This is a genomic window from Sphingomonas aestuarii (assembly GCF_054457155.1).
Genome location: NZ_JBTKVV010000004.1, coordinates 144,150 through 168,872, shown reverse-complemented (window position 1 = coordinate 168,872; position 24,723 = coordinate 144,150). Strand labels below are relative to the sequence as shown.

The 24,723-nt window shown below is 64.7% G+C and carries 27 protein-coding genes; 14 read left to right on the top strand and 13 right to left on the bottom strand.

All coding sequences use genetic code 11. The annotated features are described in order from the left end of the window. The first annotated feature begins 92 nt into the window (after positions 1-92). Together ACX0GZ_RS09100 and ACX0GZ_RS09095 are read left to right on the top strand one after the other, a co-directional pair. On the top strand, positions 93-1,307 hold the full coding sequence (locus tag ACX0GZ_RS09100) for a toxic anion resistance protein (protein ID WP_458815603.1): 1,215 nt from the start codon (positions 93-95) through the stop codon (positions 1,305-1,307). 9 nt (positions 1,308-1,316) lie between these two features. After that, on the top strand, positions 1,317-2,033 hold the full coding sequence (locus ACX0GZ_RS09095; RefSeq protein WP_458815600.1) for a hypothetical protein: 717 nt from the start codon (positions 1,317-1,319) through the stop codon (positions 2,031-2,033). Between the two features lie 123 nt (positions 2,034-2,156). On the opposite strand, the gene ACX0GZ_RS09090 is transcribed toward ACX0GZ_RS09095, so the two are convergent. The 3 genes from ACX0GZ_RS09090 to ubiA are packed head-to-tail and all read right to left on the bottom strand — an operon-like array spanning position 2,157 to position 5,227. Then, complete coding sequence (locus tag ACX0GZ_RS09090) at positions 2,157-2,942, bottom strand: 3'(2'),5'-bisphosphate nucleotidase CysQ (RefSeq protein WP_458815598.1); 786 nt, start codon at positions 2,940-2,942, stop codon at positions 2,157-2,159. After that, positions 2,935-4,269 carry a TldD/PmbA family protein gene (locus tag ACX0GZ_RS09085; RefSeq protein ID WP_458815596.1) on the bottom strand — a complete coding sequence of 445 codons (1,335 nt, stop codon included), beginning with the start codon at positions 4,267-4,269 and terminating at the stop codon, positions 2,935-2,937. The genes ACX0GZ_RS09090 and ACX0GZ_RS09085 overlap by 8 nt, the downstream gene beginning before the upstream one ends. A 40-nt stretch (positions 4,270-4,309) precedes the next feature. Next, a complete protein-coding gene (gene ubiA, locus ACX0GZ_RS09080; protein ID WP_458815594.1) occupies positions 4,310-5,227 on the bottom strand; it encodes a 4-hydroxybenzoate octaprenyltransferase in 918 nt (305 codons plus the stop codon). A 504-nt stretch (positions 5,228-5,731) separates the two neighbouring features. On the opposite strand from ubiA, the gene ACX0GZ_RS09075 reads away from it, so the two are divergent. The 3 genes from ACX0GZ_RS09075 to ACX0GZ_RS09065 all read left to right on the top strand — a co-directional run bounded on the left by ACX0GZ_RS09075 (position 5,732) and on the right by ACX0GZ_RS09065 (position 9,141). Further along, a complete protein-coding gene (locus ACX0GZ_RS09075) occupies positions 5,732-6,814 on the top strand; it encodes an oxidoreductase (RefSeq protein ID WP_458815592.1) in 1,083 nt (360 codons plus the stop codon). 26 nt (positions 6,815-6,840) lie between these two features. Then, entirely contained in the window at positions 6,841-7,590 is a 750-nt protein-coding gene (locus tag ACX0GZ_RS09070) for a 16S rRNA (uracil(1498)-N(3))-methyltransferase (protein WP_458815590.1), read from the top strand. A gap of 177 nt (positions 7,591-7,767) precedes the next feature. Then, positions 7,768-9,141 carry a glutamate--cysteine ligase gene (locus ACX0GZ_RS09065; RefSeq protein WP_458815588.1) on the top strand — a complete coding sequence of 458 codons (1,374 nt, stop codon included), beginning with the start codon at positions 7,768-7,770 and terminating at the stop codon, positions 9,139-9,141. Positions 9,142-9,216: 75 nt separating this feature from the next. On the opposite strand, the gene ACX0GZ_RS09060 is transcribed toward ACX0GZ_RS09065, so the two are convergent. The 4 genes from ACX0GZ_RS09060 to ACX0GZ_RS09045 all read right to left on the bottom strand — a co-directional run bounded on the left by ACX0GZ_RS09060 (position 9,217) and on the right by ACX0GZ_RS09045 (position 11,880). Then, a complete protein-coding gene (locus ACX0GZ_RS09060; RefSeq protein ID WP_458815586.1) occupies positions 9,217-9,480 on the bottom strand; it encodes a hypothetical protein in 264 nt (87 codons plus the stop codon). Positions 9,481-9,595: 115 nt separating this feature from the next. Then, positions 9,596-10,069 (bottom strand): hypothetical protein, encoded by a 474-nt coding sequence (locus ACX0GZ_RS09055; protein ID WP_458815584.1) that lies wholly within the window; start codon positions 10,067-10,069, stop codon positions 9,596-9,598. Positions 10,070-10,174: 105 nt separating this feature from the next. Then, positions 10,175-10,501, bottom strand: coding sequence for an immunity 53 family protein (locus ACX0GZ_RS09050; RefSeq protein WP_458815582.1), 327 nt, complete (start codon positions 10,499-10,501; stop codon positions 10,175-10,177). 62 nt (positions 10,502-10,563) lie between these two features. Next, positions 10,564-11,880, bottom strand: coding sequence for a methyltransferase family protein (locus ACX0GZ_RS09045; RefSeq protein ID WP_458815580.1), 1,317 nt, complete (start codon positions 11,878-11,880; stop codon positions 10,564-10,566). Positions 11,881-12,046: 166 nt separating this feature from the next. Here ACX0GZ_RS09045 and ppa point away from each other — a divergent pair, with 166 nt between their 5' ends. Continuing rightward, the gene (gene ppa / locus ACX0GZ_RS09040) at positions 12,047-12,628 is read left to right on the top strand and encodes an inorganic diphosphatase (RefSeq protein WP_458815578.1); all 582 of its coding nucleotides are present in this window, start codon (positions 12,047-12,049) and stop codon (positions 12,626-12,628) included. A gap of 184 nt (positions 12,629-12,812) precedes the next feature. Here the strand turns inward: ppa and ACX0GZ_RS09035 are convergent, their stop codons facing one another. From ACX0GZ_RS09035 to ACX0GZ_RS09025, 3 genes are all read right to left on the bottom strand, one after another. After that, entirely contained in the window at positions 12,813-13,715 is a 903-nt protein-coding gene (locus ACX0GZ_RS09035) for a DMT family transporter (protein WP_458815576.1), read from the bottom strand. Positions 13,716-13,783: 68 nt separating this feature from the next. Continuing rightward, positions 13,784-14,020, bottom strand: coding sequence for a helix-turn-helix domain-containing protein (locus tag ACX0GZ_RS09030; protein ID WP_458815574.1), 237 nt, complete (start codon positions 14,018-14,020; stop codon positions 13,784-13,786). After that, on the bottom strand, positions 14,020-14,601 hold the full coding sequence (locus tag ACX0GZ_RS09025) for a hypothetical protein (protein WP_458815572.1): 582 nt from the start codon (positions 14,599-14,601) through the stop codon (positions 14,020-14,022). The genes ACX0GZ_RS09030 and ACX0GZ_RS09025 overlap by 1 nt, the downstream gene beginning before the upstream one ends. Positions 14,602-14,748: 147 nt before the next feature. Here ACX0GZ_RS09025 and ACX0GZ_RS09020 point away from each other — a divergent pair, with 147 nt between their 5' ends. The 3 genes from ACX0GZ_RS09020 to ACX0GZ_RS09010 all read left to right on the top strand — a co-directional run bounded on the left by ACX0GZ_RS09020 (position 14,749) and on the right by ACX0GZ_RS09010 (position 17,073). Continuing rightward, on the top strand, positions 14,749-15,330 hold the full coding sequence (locus tag ACX0GZ_RS09020; protein ID WP_458815570.1) for an outer membrane protein: 582 nt from the start codon (positions 14,749-14,751) through the stop codon (positions 15,328-15,330). Between the two features lie 13 nt (positions 15,331-15,343). Then, positions 15,344-15,664, top strand: a complete 321-nt coding sequence (locus tag ACX0GZ_RS09015) for a hypothetical protein (RefSeq protein ID WP_458815568.1) — start codon at positions 15,344-15,346, stop codon at positions 15,662-15,664. 140 nt (positions 15,665-15,804) lie between these two features. Further along, positions 15,805-17,073 carry a DUF2254 domain-containing protein gene (locus ACX0GZ_RS09010; protein WP_458815566.1) on the top strand — a complete coding sequence of 423 codons (1,269 nt, stop codon included), beginning with the start codon at positions 15,805-15,807 and terminating at the stop codon, positions 17,071-17,073. A gap of 157 nt (positions 17,074-17,230) precedes the next feature. Here ACX0GZ_RS09010 and bla read toward each other — a convergent pair whose 3' ends face one another. After that, on the bottom strand, positions 17,231-18,121 hold the full coding sequence (gene bla / locus ACX0GZ_RS09005; protein ID WP_458815564.1) for a subclass B3 metallo-beta-lactamase: 891 nt from the start codon (positions 18,119-18,121) through the stop codon (positions 17,231-17,233). A 104-nt stretch (positions 18,122-18,225) separates the two neighbouring features. Here bla and ACX0GZ_RS09000 point away from each other — a divergent pair, with 104 nt between their 5' ends. Next, entirely contained in the window at positions 18,226-19,098 is an 873-nt protein-coding gene (locus ACX0GZ_RS09000) for a LysR family transcriptional regulator (RefSeq protein WP_458815562.1), read from the top strand. Here ACX0GZ_RS09000 and ispG read toward each other — a convergent pair whose 3' ends face one another. Both ispG and ACX0GZ_RS08990 read right to left on the bottom strand, forming a co-directional pair. Further along, a complete protein-coding gene (ispG, locus tag ACX0GZ_RS08995) occupies positions 19,099-20,223 on the bottom strand; it encodes a flavodoxin-dependent (E)-4-hydroxy-3-methylbut-2-enyl-diphosphate synthase (protein ID WP_458815560.1) in 1,125 nt (374 codons plus the stop codon). Positions 20,224-20,267: 44 nt separating this feature from the next. After that, complete coding sequence (locus ACX0GZ_RS08990) at positions 20,268-21,380, bottom strand: DUF3089 domain-containing protein (protein WP_458815558.1); 1,113 nt, start codon at positions 21,378-21,380, stop codon at positions 20,268-20,270. A gap of 149 nt (positions 21,381-21,529) precedes the next feature. On the opposite strand from ACX0GZ_RS08990, the gene ACX0GZ_RS08985 reads away from it, so the two are divergent. The 4 genes from ACX0GZ_RS08985 (at position 21,530) to ACX0GZ_RS08970 (ending at position 24,608) form a co-directional block, all read left to right on the top strand. Further along, entirely contained in the window at positions 21,530-21,940 is a 411-nt protein-coding gene (locus ACX0GZ_RS08985; protein ID WP_458815556.1) for a hypothetical protein, read from the top strand. A gap of 192 nt (positions 21,941-22,132) precedes the next feature. After that, positions 22,133-23,104, top strand: coding sequence for an isoaspartyl peptidase/L-asparaginase family protein (locus tag ACX0GZ_RS08980; protein ID WP_458816183.1), 972 nt, complete (start codon positions 22,133-22,135; stop codon positions 23,102-23,104). 226 nt (positions 23,105-23,330) lie between these two features. Continuing rightward, positions 23,331-24,218 (top strand): S1/P1 nuclease, encoded by an 888-nt coding sequence (locus ACX0GZ_RS08975; protein ID WP_458815554.1) that lies wholly within the window; start codon positions 23,331-23,333, stop codon positions 24,216-24,218. Between the two features lie 96 nt (positions 24,219-24,314). Continuing rightward, on the top strand, positions 24,315-24,608 hold the full coding sequence (locus tag ACX0GZ_RS08970; RefSeq protein ID WP_458815552.1) for a hypothetical protein: 294 nt from the start codon (positions 24,315-24,317) through the stop codon (positions 24,606-24,608). Positions 24,609-24,723 lie beyond the last annotated feature (115 nt).

The window sequence follows — 24,723 nt, the reverse complement described above, 5'->3', positions numbered from 1 at the left end:
TATCCGCGACCATGTGTATTATTTCAACGATACACTTGAACCCGCACGCCAACCCCTGCATCTAGAATGAACGACAAAAAGGGCTGAGACGCATGGCGACGACCACCACCACCGCAACGGAAGAACCCGTCATCAAGCTCGACGCGCCCGAGCCGGTGCCCGTCGTCGCCGCGGAAAAGGCGGCGGGGCTGGTGCCGGTCGATGCCGAGAAGCGGTCGAAGCTCGAGGAAAAGGTCGACGGCTTCATCACCGACCTGGTCGCGCAGGACGTGAACTCGCCCGAATTCGGCAAGCGCGTCGATCAGATCACGGCGATGGGGCAGAAGGAAATCCGCGACGCGGCGGGTCAATCCAACCGCTTCCTCGACCGCCCCGTAAAGGCGATGGACAAGGATTCGAGCGTCGGCACCGATCTGGCCGAACTGCGCCGCACGATCGAGGATCTCGATCCCGGCAAGCAGGGCAATCTGCTCCAGCCCAAAAAATTGTTCGGGGTGATCCCGTTCGGCAACAAGCTGCGCAATTATTTCGACGGCTATAAATCCGCGCAGGGGCACATCGCCTCGATCCTGAAACGGCTGCAATCGGGCAAGGACGAGCTGTTGATGGACAATGCCGCGATCGACGTGGAGCGGCAGAATCTGTGGGCGGCGATGGGTCGGCTCGAACAGATGATCCACATCTCCAAGACAATGGACCAGCGGCTGGAGGACAAGGCCAACGAGCTGGATCACACCGACCCGGCAAAGGCCAAGGCGATCCGCGAAAGCGCGCTTTTCTATGCCCGCCAGCGGACGCAGGATCTGCTGACCCAGATGGCGGTGACGGTGCAGGGCTATCTGGCACTCGATCTGGTCAAGAAGAACAATGTCGAGTTGGTGAAGGGCGTCGACCGCGCGTCCACCACCACGGTCGGCGCGTTGCGTACCGCGGTAACCGTGGCGCAGGCGCTGGGCGCGCAAAAGCTGGTGCTCGAACAGATCACCGCGCTCAACACCACCACCGCCAACATGATCGATTCGACGGGCAAATTGCTCAAGACGCAGACCGCGACGATCCACGAACAAGCGGCGTCCTCGACGATTCCGGTGGAGACGCTCCAGCGCGCGTTCCAGAATGTCTATGACACGATGGATGCGATCGACACGTTCAAGCTGAAGGCGCTCGACAGCATGAAGACCACGGTCAACACGCTGTCGAACGAGGTCGAAAAATCGCGCGGATACATCGCGCGGGCCGAGGGCGCGTCGCAGAACCGGGTGTCGGGGCCGGCCACCAACGATGCGATCAAGCTGGAGGCGCTGTAAGGTTCCGTGATGAGCGAAGTCGATCAGACGATTGCGCGGGCGCAAGGGACGCTCGACCGGATGCGCGAGCGCAGCGGCGATCGCGCGCACCGATCGCGCAAGCGGCGCCAGCAGCAGATCGGCAAGCGCATCGTGCGGATCGCGATCGCGGACACCGCGATCATCGTCGCGGCGATCATCATCGGCTGGATCGTCCCGCTGGGCATGTTCGGCGCGCTGGCGGTGATGGCGGCGCTGATCGCGGCAACGTTGTTCTTCGCGATCTTTCCGGTGGAGCCCGAGGCGAGTCCTGAGAAATTCCACGAAACGCCGGTCAAATATCTGCCGCGCCAGACCGAGGCGTGGCTTGAGCGTCAGCGCCCTGCGCTACCCGCGCCCGCCGCCAATCTGATCGATTCGATCGGCGTGCGGCTCGACACGCTGGGGCTACAGATCGCCAATCTCGACGAGCGCGAACCGGCGGCGGCGGAAATCCGCAAGCTCGTCGGCGAGGAACTGCCCGAACTCATCAACGGATACAAGCGCGTTCCCCAACCGCTGCGCCGCGTCGATCGCCACGGGGTCACCCCCGATGCGCAACTGGTGCAGGGACTGAAGCTGATCGAGGAAGAAATCGGCCAGATGACCGCGCAACTGGCACAGGGCGATCTCGACCTGCTCGCGACGCGCGGGCGGTATCTGCAGATCCGCTATCGCGGGGATGACGAGATCGGTGGGCCGGCCTGACTCACTCCCGTCACCCCGGACGTGTTCCGGGGTCCACCGGGCGGCGAGTGGACCGCCAGCAATATCGGAAGCAACGCAAGCGGCTTTGTGGACCCCGGAACACGTCCGGGGTGACGAGGTGGGTTAGCGTTTCCCCAACGCCGCCACCGCCCGCTCCCGCAACCGCATCACCGCCGCGTCATGGATGCCCGGCGCCGTCGCCAGCACCCCGAACGCCTGTCCACGCGGGGTGTTGAAGCGCAGCGGCTTGCCGAGCGCATCGGTGACCACCGCGCCCGCTTCGCAGGCGATCAGCGTGGCGGCGGCGATGTCCCATTCATTGCCCCAGCGGATCGTCGCGAGCAGATCGGCCTCGCCCGCGGCCACCATCGCGATGCGCAGCGCGATCGAATTGGGTTTGAACACCGTCACCATGTCGCGATCGGCACGCGGCAGCGCGTCGGCGGGCGTGCGCGCACCCGCGAGCGTGGCGAGGTCGCTCGCCCGCAGCGCCGCGCCGTCGCGCCACGCCCCGCGCCCCGCAATCGCGGTCCAGTGTTCGCCGCGCGCGGGCGCGTCGAGGACGGCGATCACCGGCTTGCCCCGTTCGACCAGCGCGATCGACACCGCCCAGCCTTCGCGTCCGCGCAGATAGTCGCGGGTGCCGTCGATCGGATCGACCACCCAGATGCGCTCATGCGCCAGGCGGCGTTCGTTATCGACCGTCTCTTCCGACAGCCAGCCCGCGTCGGGGACCAGCGCGCTCAATCGCCGGTGCAACAAGTCGTTGACCGCCAGATCGACTTCGCAGACGAAGTTATTGGGCGACTTCTCCCACTTTTCGACCTCGGTGCGGAATTTCGCGAGCGCCAGCTGCCCGCCCTCGCGCGCGATATCGCCGACCGCAAGGGCGAGCTCTGCGTCAGTCACCCGCCACCGTCATGCCATCGACGCGCAAGGTGGGCGCGTTGGTCGCGTAGCGAAATTCCAGGTCGTTGGCGGGCGTCATGCCCAGGAACATCGCCTTCAGATTCCCGGCCAGCGTGATCCCGGCGACGGGCCGCGTCACTTCGCCGCGCTCGATCAGGAAGCCGGACGCGCCGCGGCTGTAATCGCCGGTCACCGGGTTGACGCCGTGGCCGATCAACTCGGTGACATAGACGCCGTGGTCGATGCCGCCGATCAGCGTTTCGGGCGGCTCGACGCCGGGGGCCATATAGAGGTTCGATCCGGTGGTGCCGCCGCCGCCCGATGCGTGGCCGGTCGGCGTCATGCCCAGTTGCCGCGCCGACGCGCTATCGAGCATCCAGCTTTCGAGCATGCCCCTGTCGACGAGCAAGGTCGGCGACACCGGCAGCCCTTCGCCGTCGAACGGCCGCGAGCCGAGCCCGCGCGGGCGGTGCGGGTCGTCGTGAATCGACACGGTGCGCGCGAATACCTGCTTGCCGAGCATGTCCTGAAGGAAGCTGGTCTTCTTGGCGATGCGGCTTCCCGAAATCGCGCCGATGAACGCGCCGAGCAAATGTCCGGCGACGCGCGGCGCAAACACGATCGGCATCGCGCCCGATGCGACGCGCGCGGGATTGAGCCGCGCCACCGCGCGTTCCCCGGCAAGCCGCCCGATCGCGTCCGCCGCGTCGAGCGCCGCGAAATGCCGCGCCGAATGCCAGGCATAGTCGCGCTGCATGGCATCGCCCTCACCCGCCAGCACGCTGGCCGAGATCGAATAGCCGCTGGCCGAGGTCGCGCCCGCAAAGCCGTGGCTGGTGGCGAGCGCGGAAACGCCGCGCCGGGCGGACGCTTCGCCGCCTTCACTGTTGGTCACGCCGGACACGCCGCGCGCGGCTTCCTCTGCGGCGAGCGCGAGGTCGCGCAGATGCTGTGGATCAGGATCGCCATGATCGTCGAGGTCGAGATCGGGCGCGGTGCCCTTCATCAGCCGGTCGGCAGGCGCCAGGCCCGCCCATTTGTCCTCAGGCGCCGCACGCGCCATCGCCACCGCGCGCGCCGCGGCATCGGTCAGCGCGGCGGGGGTGAAATCGGAGGTGTTGATGCTCGCCGACCGCTGCCCGACAAAGACGCGGAGCGACAGGTCGGCATCCTCGGACCGGCCGACATCCTCCAGCTTGCCGAGCCGCACGGACACGCCGAGCGCCGCGCTGTCCGAAAAACGCGCATCGGCGGCGTCCGCCCCGGCTCTGGTCGCGGCATCCACCGCCGCTTGCGCCTGTTCGAGCGCCTGTTCGACTGTTCGCATCGCTGCCACTTAGGAAGCGTTCGGGCGCGAAACCAGACCTTCAGGCGGTCGCCACCACGAAACACGCGGCGAACATCAGGAACCCCAGATCGCGGTTCGATCGGAAGCGCGCGAGCGCATTGCCGCCGTCATCCACGTCCAGTGTCGCGACTTGCCAGCCGAGGTGAAGCGCCGCAGGGGCAAGCGCGGCGAGCGCCAGCCAGTCGGGCCGTATGCTCCAGATCGCACCCGCCCAGAACAGGATCGCCGCGAGGTAAAACACCGCCACCCCCGGCTTCACCCGCTTGCCCAGCGCGCGCGCCGACGACCGCACGCCCACCAGCGCGTCGTCCTCGCGGTCCTGCAACGCATAGATGGTGTCGTATCCGATCACCCAGGCGACGCAGCCCGCATAGAGCAGCAGCATCGGCGCGACGAACACTTCGCCCCACCCCGCCCATCCGGTGATCGCCGCCCAACCGGTCGGCGCGGCCCAGGAAAAGACGAGGCCGAGCCATGCCTGAGGCCACCAGGTGATCCGCTTCATGAAGGGATAGGCGGCGACCAGCGCCAGGCTTGCCACCGCGATGATTCCGGCGATCCAGTTCAGCTGGACCAGCACCACCAGCCCGATCAGGCAGAGCGCGATGAGCAATACCCATGCGGCCTTGAGCGTTACCGCACCCGACGCCAGCGGACGGCTGGCGGTGCGCGCGACCTGTCTGTCGAGGTCGCGATCGACGATGTCGTTATAGACGCACCCCGCGCCGCGCATCGCCACGCTTCCGAGCAGGAACCACGCGATCAGATCCCAACGCTCGACCGCGCCGCCTGCAAGCGCGATTCCCCATGCGCCCGGCCAGAACAACAGCCACCAGCCGATCGGCCGATCGAACCGCGCGAGGAGCGCGAATGCGCGCAACGTCGGCGGCAAGCGACCAACCAGGCCGCGATGTTCGGTATCGGGGACGATTTCCATGGGCGTGCTGCTGCCACAGCCGGGCAGGAGAAGGACAGGGGTTTTTGCAGGTGGAGCGTTCTGGCAATCCTCCCACGACACCCTAGGGTCCAAACTCAATCAGGAGGTCGACGTGATCGCCCGGAGCGGCGGGTGGGCAAGGAAGGTCGCGCAGACGCGTAGCGGCGCTACGCGCAAGCGGCCTGACGCCGCCCAACCGTCGCTCCGGGCGACCGCTTTGCGGCGGGCCGATTTCGGCGCCAGGCAGCGTTGCTCGTCGGGCACGATGCTCAAGCATCGCGCCTTCCTCGCGCCTTGCCTGACACCAAAATCGGCTCCGTCACGTCGATCTCCTGATTGAGTTTGGACCCTAATCACCCGCACATCGTCATTGCGAGCGCAGCGAAGCAATCCAGTTCCGCACGCATCGATGCTGGATTGCTTCGCTGCGCTCGCAATGACGGGCGAACCGATGCACTGTCACCCCCTTTAGACCCGTCCCGCTCGGGACCGATTGGATCGCATATGCCCCCTGCCCCCCTTCGCATCGGGATCGTCGGTTTCGGCTTTGCCGCGCAGACGTTCCACGTCCCCCTGATCCGCGCGGTGGATGGGTTGGCGATCGTCGCGGTCGCCTCCTCGGACGCAGCCAGGGTCGCGACCGTCCTGCCCGATGCGCGGGTCCATGCCGCACCCCGAGATCTGATCGCCGACGACATCGATCTGGTCGTCATCGCCTCCCCCAACGAAACCCACGCGCCGGTCGCGCGCGCGGCGCTGAACGCGGGCAAGCATGTCGTGATCGACAAACCCTTTACGGTCACGCTGGACGAAGCGCGCGGACTGATCGCGCTTGCCGAAGAACGCTCCCTGCTGCTCAGCGTGTTCCACAACCGCCGCTACGACAGCGATTTCCGATCCGTGCGGCGCGCGATCCGCGAAGGCCGGATCGGCGAGCCCCGGCATTTCGAATCGCATTTCGACCGCTTCCGCCCGCAGGTGCGCGACCGATGGCGCGAACAGGCGGTGGCGGGCGGCGGTATCTGGTTCGATCTCGGCCCGCATCTGGTCGATCAGGCCTTGTGCCTGTTCGGACTGCCCGATGCGGTGAGCGGCGATCTGGCGGTACAACGTGCAGGCGGTCAGATCGACGATTGGGCGCATGTCGTGCTCCATGTCGGCGCGGTCCGCGCGGTGCTGCACGCATCGATGCTGGTCGCTGGCGGCAGCAACCGCTTCACCGTCCACGGCGACGGCGGATCACTGGTCAAGGCGCGGATCGACCAGCAGGAGGCACAGTTGCTCGGCGGCATCGTCCCCGGCAGCGATATATGGGGCGTCGATGACGATCCGCTGGTGGTGATCGACGCGAAGGGCGTGACAACCGACTACCCTGCCGAACGCGGCGACCAGACGCGCTATTATGCGGGCGCGCGCGATGCGATCCTAGGCCGCGCACCCAACCCAGTCGCCCCGGTCGAAGCATTGGCGGTAATGGCGGTGATCGAGGCGGCGGCGCGATCCGCGCGGGAGGGCCGCGTGGTACCGCTTTCGCTGACCGATGACGAACGTACGGCCTATGCAGCGGCGCGCCAGCACTCGACTTGAGCGATGACGCGCGGCAGACGGAGGAGATGATCGCTACCCCCGCCTGGCCACCCCAATCGACCCCGCGTTTGTACGTTGAAACGCCGCTTGCCGCGGGCGCGATGCTGCGGCTGGATGGTCCGCAGGCGCATTATCTCGGCTCGGTCATGCGGACGAAGATCGGCGATCCGGTGAAGCTGTTCGACGATGTGTCGGGCGAGTGGCTGGGGATCGCGCGCGACGTCGGCAAACGCGCGATCGATGTCGAGGTCACCGAATTGCTGCGCACGCGCGAATCCGTACCCGATCTGTGGCTGTGCGCCGCACCGATCAAGAAAGGCCGCATCGACTGGGTGATCGAAAAGGCGTGCGAGCTGGGCGTCGACCGCATCGTCCCTGTCTTCACCCGCCGCGCGGTGGTCGATCGGCTGAACCTCGACCGGCTGCGCGCGCACGCGATCGAGGCAGCCGAGCAATGCGGGCGCACCGCGCTGCCTCAGCTGGCCGAGCCGGTGAAGCTGGCGGCGTTGCTGCGCGACTGGCCGAGCGAGCGGGCCTTGTTCTTCGCCGACGAGACCGGGGGCGTGAACGCGCTAGAGGCGATGCAAGCGCATTCCGGTCCGGCAGCGATCCTGATCGGCCCCGAAGGCGGCTTCGATGCAGAGGAACGCGAGGCGATCCGCGCGTTGCCGCAAGCGGTCGGCATTGCGCTGGGGCCGCGGATACTGCGCGCGGAAACGGCGGCAGTCGCGGCTGTGGGCTTGTGGATGGCCGCAAGCGGCGATTGGCAGGAGTGAATTCCTCCCCCAGCGGGGGAGGTGGCAGCACATCGTGCTGACGGAGGGGGACTTCCGCGAATGCTGCGCAGTGTGGCTTTCCCCCTCCGTCAGCCGCTGCGCGCCTGCCACCTCCCCCGATGGGGGAGGATTGCAGGGCCGATTGCCACCCTCATTCGACAAGCGTAAGGCGCGAAAATGAGCACCAAGACCGTTTCGAACAGCAACGCACCTGTGATCGAGCAACGGTCGCAACTGATCGACTATTTCGCGTCCGGGGAAAAGCCCAGCGACCGTTGGCGGATCGGGACGGAGCACGAGAAATTCGTGTATTCGACCGCCGATTGCCACGCCCCCAGCTATGACGAGCCCGGTGGCATCCGCGACCTGTTGATGGCGCTGACCGAATTCGGATGGACCCCGGTCGAGGAAGGCGGCAACGTCATCGCGCTGTCCGGGCCCGACGGCACCGTCAGCCTTGAGCCTGCAGGCCAGCTCGAACTGTCGGGCGCGCCGCTCGAAAACCTGCACCAGACCTGCGCTGAGACCGGACGCCATCTGGAGCAGGTAAAGGCGGTCGGCGAACGGCTCGGCCTCGGCTTCCTTGGTCTTGGCATGTGGCCCGACAAGGCGCGCAGCGACCTGTCGATCATGCCCAAGGGCCGCTACGGCATCATGCTCAACCACATGCCGCGCGTGGGATCGCTCGGACTCGACATGATGCTGCGGACCTGCACCATTCAGGTTAATCTGGATTACGCGTCCGAAGCCGATATGGTGAAGAAGTTCCGCGTCGGGCTGGCCTTGCAACCGCTCGCCACCGCGCTGTTCGCCAATTCGCCCTTTACCGAGAAAAAGCCCAACGGCTTCCTCTCCTATCGCAGCCACATCTGGTCGGACACCGATCCGCACCGCACGGGCATGCTGCCCTTCGTGTTCGAGGACGGCTTCGGCTACGAACGCTACACCGACTATGCGCTCGATGTGCCGATGTATTTCGTCTACCGCGAGGGGCGCTATATTGACGCGGCGGGCCTCAGCTTCCGCGATTTCCTGCGCGGCGAATTGTCGGTGTTGCCGGGCGAAAAGCCAACGATGGACGATTGGGCCGATCACCTGTCCACCGCTTTTCCCGAGGTAAGGCTGAAGACTTTCCTCGAAATGCGCGGTGCCGATGGCGGGCCTTGGGGCCAGATTTGCGCGCTGCCCGCGCTGTGGGTCGGGCTGCTCTACGACAGCCAAGCGCTCGATGCGGCGTGGGACCTGGTCAAGCACTGGTCGATGGACGAGCGGGAGGCACTGCGGAATGCGGTGCCGAAACTTGCATTGGACGCGCCGCTACCCGGTGGCGGGCGACTGCGCGACATTGCGGGCGAAGTGCTCGACATTGCGGGTGCCGGGCTGAGTGCGCGGGCGCGCACCAACGCGTCGGGCGACAATGAAAGCGGCTTCCTAGACCCGCTGCGAGAGATTGTGCGGACCGGCAAGGTGCCCGCGCAATTGCTGCTCGATCGCTATGCCGGGCCGTGGGATGGCGATGTGTGCCAATTGTACGAAGGCTCGCGCTTCTGACGTCAAGGCGGGTGAACGACCGGAATCAGCGTCGACCTTGAACGACCGAAACTGGGTGGATTGCTGACGTAACTTCTAATTATAATCTTCGCCGCATTGCGGGCATTCGCGGATCACAAAGGGCCACGAAGCGCCCCATTTTCCTTGGACGATATAACCGTGACCACATGGTCGCTTGGTTGCGGCATTAAACATGGCAACGCCGATGAGACCGGCACACGCCGCAAGCCACGGTAGGATATAAGATTTCGGCACGGTGGGCGTGAACAGGAGCGCAATGCCACCAATCACCGCGAAAGGTAAAATGAGAAGCGTCTTTCGGGTTGCTCTCTTCGCCATGCCCCCCCGCTTAACGTTTCGACAAACCCCCGCAAAGGGCTTGTTCATCGGGCGGCAGCTAACAGGCGTGTGGTTCGTTGCGTTCGACGCCTTAAACTGGGTGGAAGGCTGTCGTTCAATCGACGTCGATAAGCCCGAAGAAGTCGCCTCCGACACCTGCTGACATGCATGGCCCGAGGCTACGCGCATCGCTTCCTCCCTGATCGTGATACACGGCCTCGCAATACCGCGTCACCCGTTGGAACGCGGCAGGATCGTTCTTGTGGGCTTCGGCAAAGGGGAATGTTGGATTTGCTTCAATTCGAAAAATTCGCATCAAACGGAAAGAGTTTGCATACGCAAATAGTGACAGGTCTTGCTCCCGCTCGCAGTCGGCGTTCGCACCCTGAAGCTTGCGTTGGCAGAAGGCGTAAGCGCGGTCCCTGATAGCTTGCACTTCGGCGGCAGGCACAGCAGCGTCCAAGTTCCATCGCTGCACCGGGCCAAACGGCGACCTCGCCTGCGCGTCTCGTAGGCTCTGACGGTTACGTGCTTCATCGTCACAAGCAACGAGCGCAATCAATGCGAAGATCAGCAGAGCGCCCTTCATCGGGAGTAAAGTGCCATGAAAGCTGCACGTCCGCTACGGGGTCGATCATCGACAGGCTGCTATCGGCGATGTCGCCCTGCTTGTCCTATGCCTGAAGCTGGGTGGTTACCTGACGCTCTGCACCCAATCGCGAAATACGCGGATGGCTTGGATCAGGTCGAGCGGACCACAGGCCGCTTCGAACGTTGTTCCATTTACCTCGGCAACCCACCAGCTACCGAGCCGTTGCCATCCTTCCAGATCGCTCGCCGGTTCGCCGTGTGACGTCTTGCTGAACGGTACACCCTCAAGAGCGGTTTCGCGCAGATCGATCTTGAGCGTCCAACCGGGGTTATCCAGCGTATTGATCTCCACGCCGTAGGAGTGTTCCCAATCCGAGTTACACTCCGCGGCATACCACTGCATCAACCAGCTTAGATGATCGTCACTCATTTTGGACTTGTCGCGGATGGGGTGCATGTCCGCAATTGAGCCGCTAGCCGTCAACCCCATTTCTACAACTGCTGCATCGGCGCCGTGACGCGCTTCTCACCCCGGATCCACGCGAACAGGCGCGGCACGGGACCGTTGCGCGCCATCCATTCGGCATAGGCGCGGTACGCCGGGTCCGCGCCAAGATGCCGTTCCTCGGTCCGCGCGCGCCAGTAATAGATGCCCGACACCGCCGCCATCAGCACGCAATTGCGCGCGGCATCGATGATCGATCCCGTGGTCGCAAAGATCGGCACCGTCGCCACCCACCAGAACAGGTTCTTGGCAAGATAGGCGGGATGTTTCGACCAGGCATAGGGGCCATGGGTCAGGATGCCGCGATGCGTCAGGTTCGAAAATCGCAAGCCGAACGCCACCGTCGCCCAGGCATAGATGCCGGTCAGCACCACCAGCAGCGCGCCGATGCCCCACAGCAACACCGGATAGCCCGCAAACCAGATCGACCAACCGGCATCGCCATGCGTGCCCGGATGATAATCGAGCGGCCCCGCCATCAGCGCAAAGGGCGGGTAACAGGCGAGCGCCGCCAGCCAGCCTGCGGCATAGGGATTGGCCGTACGGATATGCGCGTCGAGCGGCTTCATCGTCAGCGTGTAGCCGACGGTCGCAAAGGCGATATCGACCACAAACATGAAGGTGATGAGCCACATGGCCAGCGCCACCGGATCGCCCCAGATGCCGGTCACATCCCAGCGCACGAACGCGCCGAACGCGCCGGGCACGATCGACAGCATGAAGGCGAGGAAGAAGCCCTTCACCGCCCAGGCGCGCAGATGGTGGAAAATGTCCTCGCGGTCGTACTCGCCATCGAGGCTGAGCAGCCAGGTGCCGAGCGCCCAGGCGCCGTCCCTCGGCTCGCGCAGGTAACGGTCGAGCCACAGGACATAGGGCACGGACAACGCCACCACTGCCGGTGCCGCGACGGTCAGACACCACATCGCGAACTGGTAATTGCCCTGCCAGTAAAAGCGGCAGACGGCATAGATGGCGGCGATCCCCGCCCAGGTCGCCCACAGCCCGGCAAGTTTGACCAGGCTGGTGTCGAGCGTCGCCTTGAGCGGTTTGGGATTCGACCAGTCGATACCGGTCGAGGGATTGCGGTGCACCTTGTCCACCAGCAGCGACCAGGCGATCATCGGCATTCCGCACGCGACCACCGCGACCAGCGCTGCATAGGGGCCGTCCATGCCATAGCTGCGTGCGACGGCGATCCATGCGATCAGCCCGACCATCCCGGCCGCGCCACATGCGCCCGACACCGCCGATTTGGGCCGCGGATCGGCGGCGCGTTGTTTGGCCAGGGCGGGATCGTGATACATGCCGCCTGCTGTAACGCGGCAATGGTAAGCAAGCGGTGAAGCATTGCCCGGTGCGATCCCGCTGCCCCATCGACTAAACTGCTGCGTTGCACTATCCGCGCGGCAACCCTATTCGCGCCGCCATGCACGCGGCGCTCGCCGCTCAACAACAGGAAGCCCAGAACCAATGCGTATCGACATGGTGCCGGTCGGCAAAAACCCGCCGGAAGACCTGAACGTCATTATCGAAGTGCCCACCGGCGGCGAGCCCGTCAAATACGAATTCGACAAAGCATCGGGCGCATTGTTCGTCGACCGCATTTTGCACACGCCGATGCGCTATCCGGCCAATTACGGCTTCGTCCCCCACACGCTGTCGCCCGACGGCGATCCGCTGGACGCGCTGGTCGTGTCGCGATCGCCCTTCATCCCCGGTTGCGTCGTGCGCGCGCGCCCGATCGCGGTGCTGAACCTGGAAGACGAAGCGGGCGGCGACGAAAAGCTCGTTTGCGTGCCGGTCAACGACACCTTCCCCTATTATTCCAAGGTCGAGGGCAAGGACGATCTGCCCGCGATCGTGTTCGAACAGATCGAACATTTCTTCACCCATTACAAAGATCTGGAAAAGATGAAGTGGGTACGGATCGGCACCTGGGGCGACGCCGACGAAGCGCGCCGCATCACGATCGAGGCGATCGAACGTTATGACGCCGCCAAGGCGCAGGGCGAAGAACCGATGAACCACGAGGTCGCGGGCCGCGAGGCCTGAGGAACGGGTTACGAGTTTCGGGAACCCCGTCGGCACGAAAGTGTCGGCGGAGTTTTCCTATACCTTCAACCGTCACCCCGGACTGGTTCCGGGGTCCACCAGGCGGCATCCGCAGCGCCAATTCTTCTTGCAATGCGCAAGCGGCTTAGTGGACCCCGGAACCAGTCCGGGGTGACGGGAGAGTTTAAGCCACCGCGCTCTCCACCACCGGCTCCGCAACAGGCGGCTTGGCACGCGCCGCGAGGATGCAGCCCGCGACGATCAACACGGTCCCGGCGATCGTCGTCCACGTCACCGCCTCGTCGAACACCAGCCACCCCAGCGCCGCCGCCCAGACGAAGGCGGTATATTCGACCGGGATCAGCAATTGCGCTTCGGCGCGCGCATAGGCCCAGCCCATCGCGATCAGCGAAACGACCGCCAGCACGCCTGCGCCGACGATCGCGAGCCAGTCGGTGTCGCGCGGCATGTCGAGAAACCACGGCGCGGCGAGCGACAGCGTGGTCAGCACCGTCAGCGTCTGGAAGAATCCGATCTCCAGCGGCTTGGCGATCAACGCCTGCCGCCGCGCGAGGATCAGGTTATAAGCGAACAGCACCGCGGAAATCAGCACCGCGACGACGCCCAGCACCGCGCGCTCGTCATACTCGCCCGACAAGCGCCCGGCCAGAATCACGGCAACCCCCGCCAGACCGACCAGCGACGACAGGATCGCCGCCCGCCCGATCGTCTCCCCCAACAGGATCGCCGCCAGATACAGCGCAATCAGCGGCGCGATGAACGACAGCGCGATCGCCTCCGCGATCGGCAAGACGGCGATCGAATAGAAGAACAGCAGCGACATGCAGGTGACGACCACCCCGCGCCACAGGTGCAACCGAAGCGCCGCCCGGCTGGGCAGGCTCGGTCGCGACAGGCCCCAGAGCGTCCCCGCAATTACTGCCCCCGCCAGATTGCGCCACGCCACCGCCGAATAGACGCCGATGCCCAGCACCAGCCCCTTCATCACCACGTCCATGACCGAATACATCGCCACGCCCAGACACGCGACGAGGAAGGCGGCGATGGCGGGCGTCGGGCGGGACATGGAGCCGCGCTTAGCGGGGGTTTGAACGGGGGGCTAGCGGGGTCGATCCTCAGCCTATCCGTTCGGCGTTATCCGCTTTCCTCCGCGTTTAAATCCTCGTCCGACCGCTCATAGCCCAAAAGATCTCCCGGCTCGCATTCCAGGACGTGGCAAATCGCCGCCAGCGTGGAAAACCGCACCCCCTTCACCTTGCCCGATTTGAGCAGCGACAGGTTCGATTCGGTAATCCCCACCGCGCGCGCCAATTCGTTCGAGCGCATCTTTCGCCGCGCCAGCATCACGTCGAGATTGACGATCACCGGCATCAGACGAACCCACCCACATCGCGCGCCGCGCGACTGCCTGCTTCCAGCGCCCAGGCAACGACAAACGCGGCGAAGGCAATCAACAGATTGGTGAGCAGCGGTCCGCCGTCGAGTGAAAAGTAAATGCCCGGCCCGTGCGGTGTGCCGGGCATCAGGATCATCACTCGCGCGGCCGCGGCAAGTGGCGGGACGATCGCCAGCGCCAGCGCCGCGACCGACGCACGTTTGATCCAGGGAAGTGCTGACGCCATCGCGTCCGGTCGATCCTGCCCCAATCTCCGCATCGCCACCGCGACCAGGATCAGCAATGCCATCATCGGCGCGAGCTGTATCAAATTGACCAAGCCCAGCCCCGCCCAGATATGCGGCTTTCGGACATGTTGTTCGAATTGCTGGACGCTTTCGGGTGATGCCCGCATCTGGGCACGCAAATCGTCGGGCAAAGCCACTTCCGGCGTGCCGGTGGTAACGCACCCTGCGTCCGAACATCGCATATTATACTGCGCGCCCGGCACCGACCAGGAAATCGCCACAGCGATGACCTGGGTTAGCGCAACCAGCAGGAACAATGCCGCTGCCACCCGACAGATGCGCTGTTGCTTGATGGAAAGAGAGTATCCGGTTCGCATATAGTTCTTTCTGTTTTACAGAAATATGTTTCCCTTTTAGGGTATATTAGCATTCAAGTCGAATCGGGAGAGCCGGCAATGCGGACTGCGGGTGGAATCATGCTGGCATTCGTTGCCGACACGCTACCGACAATGGCGTCGGCGCAGACCGATGATCCCGTCGCGGCCTTTACCGGCGGCTATGGCGGGGTCGAGGCCGGTGTGCACGAGCATCATTTCTATATCGAGCGAACCGACGAGGCGACGGACCAGACCCAAGGTCGCTATTACCGGTCGTGGGGCGCGGGCGGCGGCGCATTCGCCGGGTACGACATTGCGGTTGCGCCGCGCATTCGTATCGGCGGCGAAGTCGGCATCAGCCTGGGCGGTGCCAGCCCGGTCGCGCATCTGCCCGTCGGCACCTATACCCAGCATCCGCAATGGGGATATCGGGCAACGGCCAGGGTCGGGATTCTGATCGGCGACCGAACGCTGGCATACGGGACGTTCGGCTATGGCGGCCATCGCTATCGCATCGACAACCGCGCCAATGTGCTGGGCGCCCATCCGTGGAGCAGCAGCTTCACGATCGGCGCGGGCGTGGAGCATCGGCTGTCGGGCCGCGCCGCGATACGGCTGGATTTCCGCCACCTCGACAATTCGATGAGCCATTTGCTCATCGGCGTGCCAATACGTTTCTGACTGGAGGCCCTCTGTGTCGCTGTTCCTGTTCGCCGCGCTTGCCGCCATCCAGACGCCGCCCATCGTGGAAAAGGCGCCAGATGAAATCGTTGTGATCGGCCACCGGATCCGCAACATCCGCGCATCCACACGCACCAACCGTAGAACCGGCGAAAAGACCTGCCGCATCCGTCGGTCGAGCGGCGACAAGGCTTTCGACCGGATATTCTGCGACGTCATGCTCGATTGCGCGAAGGCGGCGACGACGATCGACGAAATGTCCGGCTGCGTCCGCGCGGGTCAGACGATCATCGCGCGTCGGCTGACGGAAAGGCAGGCACAACCGGCGCGTTGACGACGCCGTTCCCAGCGGAATTGGGCACGCATTCTGCGGAGGGGACTGGCGCGGCAAGCCGATAAGCTCCATCTACCGGCACCTAATCCCCGCTACATAGCGCCACGACCCCCATCCAAAGAACGCCGAGGAACCCCATCGTGGACCTGATATCGACATCGCTGATCGGGCGCGGGGCGTGGTTGCTTCGCAAATGGAGTCGCCAGATCTGGGTTCGCGCCAGCCTGTTCAGCGTGGCGGCGGTTGGGATTGCGGCGTTTTCGGCGTTGGCGGCGCCCTATATCCCGGCCGAACTCGAGATCGAGCTGGCATCGGATTCGGTCGGCGACATCCTCAACATTCTGGCATCGAGCATGTTGGCGGTAACGACCTTTTCGCTGTCGATCATGGTGTCGGCCTATTCCTCGGCCACGTCCAACGTCACCCCGCATTCGACCAAGCTGCTGCTGAGCGACTCGGTCGCCCAGAATACGCTGGCGACCTTCATCGGCAGTTTCCTGTTCAGCATCGTCGGGATCATCGGTCTGGCCGCCGGGCTTTATACCGATTCGGGGCGAATCATCCTGTTCTTTGCGACGCTGGTGGTGATCCTGATCATCACCGCCGCCTTGCTGCGCTGGATCGAACAGCTCGGCAAATTCGGCCGCATGGGCGACACCATCGACCGGGTGGAAGCGGCGACCACGCCGCCGATGCGCCAATGGGGGCGCACCCACCGACTGGGCGCGCAGCCCGCGGTGCCGATCCCCGACGGCGCCCGTCCGATCAGGGCAAAGACCGTTGGCCATATCCAGCATATCGACATGGAAAAGCTGGCCAAGATTGCCGAGGCGCACGACCTGACGATCCACATCGCCGCCAAGGCCGGTTCCTATATCCATGCGCGCCGCCCGATGGCGTTCGTCGAGGGGCACGTCGATGATGAGCGCTGCGACGCGATCATGGCGTGTTTTTCGACCGGCACCGACCGCGAATATGATCAGGACCCGCGCTTCGGTCTGATCGTGCTGTCCGAAATCGCGTCGCGCGCGCTATCTCCTGCGGTCAACGATCCGGGCACCGCGATCGAGGTCGTCGGTGCGGGACTGCGCTGCTTTCTGGCTTATGCCGAGGCTTGTGACGACCGCGCCGAGGGCCGCTTCGACCGTCTGCATGGCCCCGATTTGAGCGTCGATGACCTGTTCGACGCCTTCTTCAATCCGATCGCGCGCGACGGCGCGGCGCTGATCGAGGTGCAGATGCGCATCCAGTTCGCGCTGGAGGCGCTCGCCGAAAACGCGCCGGATCTGTTCGCAGACGCCGCGCGACGACAATCCGAACGGGCCGTCACCCGCGCCAGCGAGGCGATGACCATCGAACATGATCGTCAGGTTCTGGCGAAACGCGCCGAATGGCACACGGCCGGATGACGGCTAGAAGGGCCGACCCGTTGTGTGCCGACTTACGTCGCCGCCGTCTTTGCGGCATCACCCAATATCCCACGTCCGGGCTCGCGACGAGGAAGGCGGCGATGGCAGGGATCGTCTAGGACATGGCCCGCCGCTCGGTCGAACGATCGGGTCTGCGTCAATCAGCACGCTCACTTGCGAGCCGCTTTTCGAGCCGCTCCAGCGCCTGATCGCCGAACCGGCGACACGCCGTATCGTCCGTCAGGGGTGGACGACTGCGTTGTGCAACCGTTGCTGCCATCCGCTTCAAAAGATCGCTATCGGGGTGGGACGTGATCAACAAATCGCACGGAAGCGTGCGCACCCTGTCGATGCTCTTTCGAAACCGCCTGACGTCCGCAGGACGATCGGTAAAGCGATAGCTGTCCGATGAGATCGGGTTCAGGCTGGATGCGAAGACCAAGGTCGCGCATTTGCGATCTTCGCAGGATTTCCACGACCAACTCATACTGCCCGCCGTGTGGCCCGGCGTCGCATGGGCAGTGACCACCATATTGCCGAGCCGGATCGCTTCGCCATCCCGAACCGCGCGCAGCTTCGCGATCCCCGGTATGGCCACCAGATCGTCATGCTGGGGATCGGCCCGATCCGGACGGCCAGTGCGCAATGCGGCAAGCGCCGGTGCGCCTGCCAGCACCGTCGCGCCGCTGTCACGGGCCAAAGCGGCCATACCGCCTGCATGGTCGTAATGCGGTTCGGTGCTGAGAATCAGCCGGATATCGGCGGGATCGAAGCCCAGTTTGCGGATATTGGCCTGAATGGTCCCGACCGCTTGCGGCACTGCGCCGTCGATCAGGATCAGCCCTTTGCTGGTGCGGATCAGAACGATGCTCAAACCCTGAAACCCAACGAAATAGCTTTGTCCATGTAGCCGAACCGGAGCCTGCGGCCCAAGCCATTGCTTGGAATATTCCTCTGCAACCGGGCGCGTAAGCGGATCGACCGAACCGGCGACCTGCGACGATGCGGGGGCCGCGATGCAGGCCAGCAGGAGTGCAAATTTCTTCATGTCCAATCCTCTCGAAATTTTCGCTGCGTTCGTAAATCGATGCGCAAGGTCGGGACAAAGGATCAATTCTGGACCTAGCGATGAATTAAACTAATGGTTCGAACATGGACCGTGCTCAATTGCCGCTAAACGCCCTTCGCGCTTTTGAGGCTGCGGCTCGGCATTTGAGCTTTACCCGCGCGGCCATCGAACTGTGCGTCAGCCAGGGTGCCGTCAGCCATCAGGTCGCGGCGCTGGAACGTCGGCTCGGCGCACCCTTGTTCCGGCGCCTTCCCCGCGGCCTGGCACTGACGGACGAAGGACAAGCGTTGATACCCGTGATCGGCGACTCGCTCGACCGGATCGCGGCAACGCTGGATCGCTTCGTCGGCGGCAGGATGCGAGAGACGCTTACAGTCGGCGTGGTGGGCACGTTCGCGCTCGGCTGGCTGATGCCGCGGCTCGACCGGTTCGCCACAGCCCATCCCGAGATCGACTTACGGCTGATGACGAACAACAACCGGGTCGATCTGGCGGGCGAGGGCCTGGATTATGCGATCCGGTTCGGCGACGGCACCTGGCATGGCACCCATGCCGACCTGCTGATGCCTGCCCCGTTCACGCCGTTGTGCGCGCCCGCGATTGCCGACCGTCTGGCAACCGAAGCCGATTTGTCCGGTGCCACGCTGTTGCGCTCGTACCGCGCGGATGAATGGCCGCGCTGGTTCGCGTCGGCCCGGTTGCCAGAGCCACGGCTGACGGGGCCTGTCTTCGACAGTTCCGCCGTCATGATCGCTGCAGCGGAAACAGGCTATGGCGTCGCGCTAGCCCCGTCCGTGATGTTCGGGCGCCAGCTCGAGAGCGAACAACTGGCCCGCCCCTTCCAGCATCAAATCGATCTGGGGCAATATTGGCTCACCCGGCTGCATTCCCGACGGGTCAGCGACGCCATGCGCAGCTTTTCCGCATGGCTGGAGCGAGAGATCCACGTCGGCTGACTACGCCGCCGCCACCGCCTTCGCCGCATCCTCCGCCTCGATCTGCGCCGCTTTCGCCTCCACCAGCCGAACGATGTGGTCGACCATGCCTTCGTCCTGGACATGGTGGTCGGTGACGCCCGACAGATAGACCATGTGCTTGCCGTTGCCGCCGCCGGTGATGCCGATATCGGTTTCGCGGGCTTCGCCGGGGCCGTTGACGACGCAGCCCAGCACCGAAAGGCTCATCGGCGTGCGGATGTGCTGGAGCCGTTCTTCCAGCGTCTGCACGGTGCGGATCACGTCGAAGCCCTGGCGCGCGCAGCTGGGGCACGACACCACGCGGACGCCGCGGTTGCGGATGCCGAGTGCCTTCAGGATTTCGAAGCCGACGCGGACTTCTTCCTCCGGCTCGGCGGAGAGCGAAACGCGGATCGTGTCGCCGATGCCGTACCACAGCAGGCTGCCGATCCCGATTGCGCTCTTCACCGTGCCGCCGACGAAGCCGCCCGCCTCGGTAATGCCCAGATGCAGCGGGCAATCCACGGCCTCGGCCAGTTGCTGGTACGCGGCGACCGCGAGGAACAGGTCGGACGCCTTCACCGCGACCTTGAACTCATGAAAGTCATGATCCTGGAGCAACTTGATATGGTCGAGCGCGGATTCGACCAAAGCCTCGGGGCACGGCTCGCCATATTTTTCGAGCAGATCTTTTTCGAGCGAACCGCCGTTGACGCCGATGCGGATCGCGCAGCCATTTGCCTTTGCCGCGTTCACGACTTCGCGAACGCGCCCGGCAGAGCCGATATTGCCGGGGTTGATCCGCAGGCACGCCGCCCCCGCGTCGGCGGCTTCCAGCGCGCGTTTGTAATGGAAATGGATGTCGGCGACGATCGGTACGCGGCTCGCGCGGACGATCTGCTTCAGCGCGGCGGTCGACTCCACATCGGGGCACGACACGCGGATGATGTCCACGCCCGCTTCCTCGCAGCGGCGGATCTGGTCGATCGTCGCCACCGGGTCCGACGTGGGGGTGTTGGTCATGGTCTGGACCGTGACGGGCGCATCGCCGCCGACGGGGACGTTGCCGACCATGATCTGGCGGCTTTGGCGGCGCGTGATATCGCGCCAGGGACGAAGGGACATGGGGACCGTTACTCGCTGTTCACCGGCGTCTTAGCCGTTTCCGCTCACCGCTTCCAGAAGGCGCCGATGCGCACCGGAAGGTTATCGCGGACATTCATATAGACCATGTTGTAGTCGAGATTGTGAAAGTTGCCGAACGGGATCACCAGATCGGTATAAATCTTTTGCCGCGGGGCCGAAACATAGAGCGCCCCGTCGCGACACCGCGCCGACACCAGCCCCGGCTCGAACCCACGCGGGGTCGCCCCCCCGCCATGCAGCCACGCCCCGCGATTGAGCCGCGCGGGCGCGACCGCGCCGTCGGTGCTCCAGCTCAGCGGGTTGATGCACACATAGGGGCGACGCTCGCGCTCGGGCGCATAGCCCGACGAGCGCCCCAGCGTCAGCCGCTGCGCGGTCGCGTTGCGCCCCTCGGCAAAGCTGGACCAGGTGATGACGCAGCCGGTGTCATAGGCCGTGCCGCACGCCCGCAACGCATCGGGCCGTTCGAACCATTCGGCCTCCATCCAATGCCCGACCAGATAGGCCGCGACCAGCCGGTTGGCGTGGGTCTTCCCCTCGATCCGCCGTTCGATCAGCGTGCGGAGCAAGCGGCTGCCCTGGCTGTGCCCGGCCAGGATGAAGGGGCGGCCCTTGGCGCGGCGGCTGACGAATTCATCGAAGGCGCGCTCCACGTCCGAATAGGCCAGCGCCATCGCGGCATCCGAGTTCTCCGACCATTTGACGAAGCCGCCCAGTGTCATCTGGCGATAATGCGGCGCGAACACCCGGCAGCACCCGTTGAACACGCTTGCCTGCCCCCGGAGCGGCCCGTTCGCCACCTGGTCGCGATAGGCGGCGTCGCGCCAGTCGGCATTCCACGCCTCACGCGACATGAACACGGTGGGATAGACGAAGAAGACATCGACCTGCGCGGATTTCGGATCGACCGGCTGGAGGTTGAGCGGCGCGACATCGGCCGCATCGCGCGTCTCGGGCAGCGCCGCCCACACATCGTCGCTGCGATAATCAGGCGCAGGCGCGGCGCGCGCGGGATCGAAGGCGATATCGGGCGGGCGATTGTTCCGCATGATCTGCAACGCCTTGACGATCTGCCCCTCGGCAGGCGGCGACCACAGCAGCGTCAGACCGAGTATCGCGCACAACAAGGATCGCATGAACCGCCCTCCCCAAGTCCGCGCACGATACCGCAGATTTGCCGAAGCGCGGAGTCATGCTTTCGGGCTAGTGCGCAGGCGCGCGCAAAAGCGGTCTGGCTGGAAGCGACCCCATTGCCGACATCGCTCGGTTCGGCTCTAATGTTGCAATGACAAAGGTTTTTCACGGTAGCTACGTGATCTGCGCACTGCTCGGACTTCTTCACCTGTTCATGTTCGCCGAGGCGTATTTGCGCGGTGAAATAGGAATATACCACCCAGCGCTTATCTTCATATCAGGCGCGACGAGTATGTTGTTGCTGGCAAGCATATTCTTCCCGCTAAAGAGGAAACTCGTCGTACTTTTTCTGTTCGCGGTATGCACAATCTCCACTTATATCTGGTCAATGAGCAGCTGGCCTATCGATCCAACCGGCATGTCGTTCTCTGATGTTATTCTTCATGGGGGTCTTTTGCTGATCCTTGCTTTCGTGCCGGTCATGGGCATGGTCAGCGGCGCGTTACTTTTGAGGCGGCATCCCAACAACAAAAAGCACAATGCGGAAGCGGGCGGCCTCTAACCTGAAGTCCGCTTCCCACCCACTTCCCGCCGTTCGACCCTTATAATAGCAGCAGTCGCCAAACGGCCCCGCACCCTGAACCGCACCGACTAGCGAGTGCGCCATAATCTGATATTGCCAGGCCATCCCATTTCGAGGAGCAGCCCGATGCGCCTGACCCTGACCCTTGCCCTGATTGCCGGAGCCTTTGCGATGACCGCCCCTGCCCCTTCCCACGCCCAGACGCCTGCGAAACCGCAATGGACGCTGGTGATCCACGGCGGCGCGGGCGTGCTGGAGCGCGAAAATATGACGCCCTCGCGCGAAAAGGCGGCACGCGACGGGCTCGACCGCGCGCTGGCGGCGGGCGAAGCGATCCTGGCCAAGGGCGGGAGCGCGCTCGACGCAGTGCAGGCAGCCGTGACGGTGCTGGAGGAAGACCCCAATTTCAACGCCGGGCGCGGCGCGGTGTTCACCTATGAAGGCACCAACGAACTCGACGCCTCGATCATGGACGGCCGCACCCGCGCGGCGGGCGCCGTCGCGGGCGTGACGCATACCAAGAGCCCGATCGCGCTCGCGCGCCGCGTGATGGAGGACAGCCCCCACGTCTTCCTGGCGGGCGAAGGCGCCAACATCTTTTCCAAGGAAAAGGGGCTGGAACAGGTCGACCCGAGCTGGTTCGCCACGCCCGAACGCCGCGAACAGTTGGAGCGAATGAAGGCCAATCAGGGCGGATCGGCAAGCTGGTTCGACGTCGATATGAAATACGGCACCGTCGGCGCCGCTGCGCTCGATGCGAATGGCCATGTCGCCGCCGCGACCTCGACCGGCGGCGTCACCGGCAAGCGCTGGAGCCGCATCGGCGATTCGCCCATCATCGGCGCGGGCACCTATGCCGACGACCGCGCCTGCGCGGTGTCGGCCACCGGCGCGGGCGAATATTTCATCCGTGCCGGCGTCACCCACGAAATTTGCGCGCGCGTGCGAATGAAGGGCGAAACGCTGCAAGCCGCCGCCGACGCGGTGATGGCAGAGGTGAAGGAACTGGGCGGCACCGGCGGCGTCATCCTGACCGGCCCCACCGGCGAAATGGCGTGGAGCTACAACACATCGGGCATGTACCGTGGCAAGGTGTCGGCAGGCGCCAAGCGCACGACCGCGATCTACGGGGATGAGGAGTGAGGCATCGTGCTCCTGCGAAAGCAGGAGCGTTGGCGGCTTGCGGAACGCCTGGCCTTTCCAAACGCCCGGTGGCCTGAATCTATACCTCCTCCAAACCCGTTCGTTTCGAGCGAAGTCGAGAAACGCCCGCGAGCGCCTAGTCAACGTTTCTCGACTTCGCTCGAAACGAACGGAAGGGGTGACCTAGCGCCTTGGCAGGGTCCCCAGTGCGCCCTAAAGCCCACCCATGATCCGCCGCCTCCTGCTCGCCGCCGCTGCGGCCGTCACCTTCGCCCTGCCCGCCCCCGCGCTTGCCTATTGGGAGTTCGGGCATGAGGCCGTCGCCACCATCGCGCGGCTGAACGTGAAGCCGGAGACGCGAGCGAAGATCTTCGCGCTGCTGCGCCAGCAATCCTTGCTCAACACCCCGACCTGCCCGGCGGGCACGATGGAGGCGGCGAGCGTGTGGGCGGATTGCGTCAAGCCGCTGGGTCAGCGGTTCAGCTATGCAAACAACTGGCATTATCAGAACGTCCATGTCTGCAAGCCGTTCGACATCAAATCGAACTGCCCCGACGGCAATTGCGTGTCGGCGCAGATCGACCGGATGACCGCGCTGTTGCAGGACAAGGCGGTACCCGAGGCGGAAAAGGTTCAGGCGCTCGTCTTCCTGATCCATCTTGTCGGCGACCTCCACATGCCGCTCCATGCGGGCGATCGCGGCGATCTGGGCGGCAACCGCGTGCCCGCCGCTTACGGCCTGTGGGCGCCCGAGCGGTTCAACCTGCACAGCCTGTGGGACGGCTATCTGGCCGAGCGCGCGATCACCACGCCGCCCGAAATCCGCCGCGCCTATTCGGCGGAGGAACGCGACGCGCTATGGGGCGGCACGGTCGAAGACTGGAGCCGCGAAAGCTGGCAGGCCAGCCGCGACGTCGCCTATGCGACCGCGATGGGTGGCGATCCCTGCGCTCAGATCGAAGGCCGCGCGGTGCATGACGACGCGATGATCGCCAGGATCGTCCCCACCGCCCGCGACCAGGTGATGAAGGGTGGCCTGCGCCTCGCCCGCCGCCTCGACGAAGCGTTCGACCCGGCCAAGGCATTCGACTCGCGCGAGCGTCGGCGGCGGTAGAACGGCGGAGCTGTTTTATCGCTCTCCTCCGTTCGTTTGGAACGCGCACTGCCCCCGCCCGTTGGTCGATCAACGCATTGAAGGACGGAGAAAATCATGGCGCGCAAGACCGACAAACCTATGAGCAAGCGGACGATCGGAATGGCTGCACTGGGAACCATCGTCGGCGCGGGCGCGGCGGCGTTCGCCGCTTTCAGGATGATGAAGGCGCCCGGTGAAGGCCATGCCGCCCCGGACCTCGCCCCCGACGCCGAACCGGCGGACCGTGCGCCGGAGGCGTTTCGCCCCGATCCGCAGGCACCGGTTTCCTCCGCCGAGCGCGAAGCGCTGCGGCCGGTCACGTCACCCGTTCCTGCACCCGTGGATCGCGAAAGCGTCCCGCTGAGCTAAGGCTGTGTAGATATTTCGGCTCGATCAGCCCACACCGGCAACACATGGTGCTTTCCGGTCGATGATCCGAACCATCTATTTTCAAAGCATCTTTCTGAAGCGACCTGCCACCATC

Bases quoted from the DNA above. Each gene is read 5' to 3' on its own strand.
- ACX0GZ_RS09100 (WP_458815603.1), top strand. From the start codon at position 93: ATGGCGACGACCACCACCACCGCAACGGAAGAACCCGTCATCAAGCTC.
- ACX0GZ_RS09095 (WP_458815600.1), top strand. From the start codon at position 1,317: ATGAGCGAAGTCGATCAGACGATTGCGCGGGCGCAAGGGACGCTCGAC.
- ACX0GZ_RS09085 (WP_458815596.1), bottom strand. From the start codon at position 4,269: ATGCGAACAGTCGAACAGGCGCTCGAACAGGCGCAAGCGGCGGTGGAT.
- ubiA (WP_458815594.1), bottom strand. From the start codon at position 5,227: ATGGAAATCGTCCCCGATACCGAACATCGCGGCCTGGTTGGTCGCTTG.
- ACX0GZ_RS09075 (WP_458815592.1), top strand. From the start codon at position 5,732: ATGCCCCCTGCCCCCCTTCGCATCGGGATCGTCGGTTTCGGCTTTGCC.
- ACX0GZ_RS09070 (WP_458815590.1), top strand. From the start codon at position 6,841: ATGATCGCTACCCCCGCCTGGCCACCCCAATCGACCCCGCGTTTGTAC.
- ACX0GZ_RS09065 (WP_458815588.1), top strand. From the start codon at position 7,768: ATGAGCACCAAGACCGTTTCGAACAGCAACGCACCTGTGATCGAGCAA.
- ACX0GZ_RS09060 (WP_458815586.1), bottom strand. From the start codon at position 9,480: ATGGCGAAGAGAGCAACCCGAAAGACGCTTCTCATTTTACCTTTCGCG.
- ACX0GZ_RS09055 (WP_458815584.1), bottom strand. From the start codon at position 10,069: ATGAAGGGCGCTCTGCTGATCTTCGCATTGATTGCGCTCGTTGCTTGT.
- ACX0GZ_RS09050 (WP_458815582.1), bottom strand. From the start codon at position 10,501: ATGAGTGACGATCATCTAAGCTGGTTGATGCAGTGGTATGCCGCGGAG.
- ACX0GZ_RS09045 (WP_458815580.1), bottom strand. From the start codon at position 11,880: ATGTATCACGATCCCGCCCTGGCCAAACAACGCGCCGCCGATCCGCGG.
- ppa (WP_458815578.1), top strand. From the start codon at position 12,047: ATGCGTATCGACATGGTGCCGGTCGGCAAAAACCCGCCGGAAGACCTG.
- ACX0GZ_RS09035 (WP_458815576.1), bottom strand. From the start codon at position 13,715: ATGTCCCGCCCGACGCCCGCCATCGCCGCCTTCCTCGTCGCGTGTCTG.
- ACX0GZ_RS09030 (WP_458815574.1), bottom strand. From the start codon at position 14,020: ATGCCGGTGATCGTCAATCTCGACGTGATGCTGGCGCGGCGAAAGATG.
- ACX0GZ_RS09020 (WP_458815570.1), top strand. From the start codon at position 14,749: ATGCTGGCATTCGTTGCCGACACGCTACCGACAATGGCGTCGGCGCAG.
- bla (WP_458815564.1), bottom strand. From the start codon at position 18,121: ATGAAGAAATTTGCACTCCTGCTGGCCTGCATCGCGGCCCCCGCATCG.
- ACX0GZ_RS09000 (WP_458815562.1), top strand. From the start codon at position 18,226: ATGGACCGTGCTCAATTGCCGCTAAACGCCCTTCGCGCTTTTGAGGCT.
- ispG (WP_458815560.1), bottom strand. From the start codon at position 20,223: ATGTCCCTTCGTCCCTGGCGCGATATCACGCGCCGCCAAAGCCGCCAG.
- ACX0GZ_RS08990 (WP_458815558.1), bottom strand. From the start codon at position 21,380: ATGCGATCCTTGTTGTGCGCGATACTCGGTCTGACGCTGCTGTGGTCG.
- ACX0GZ_RS08985 (WP_458815556.1), top strand. From the start codon at position 21,530: ATGACAAAGGTTTTTCACGGTAGCTACGTGATCTGCGCACTGCTCGGA.
- ACX0GZ_RS08980 (WP_458816183.1), top strand. From the start codon at position 22,133: ATGACCGCCCCTGCCCCTTCCCACGCCCAGACGCCTGCGAAACCGCAA.
- ACX0GZ_RS08975 (WP_458815554.1), top strand. From the start codon at position 23,331: ATGATCCGCCGCCTCCTGCTCGCCGCCGCTGCGGCCGTCACCTTCGCC.
- ACX0GZ_RS08970 (WP_458815552.1), top strand. From the start codon at position 24,315: ATGGCGCGCAAGACCGACAAACCTATGAGCAAGCGGACGATCGGAATG.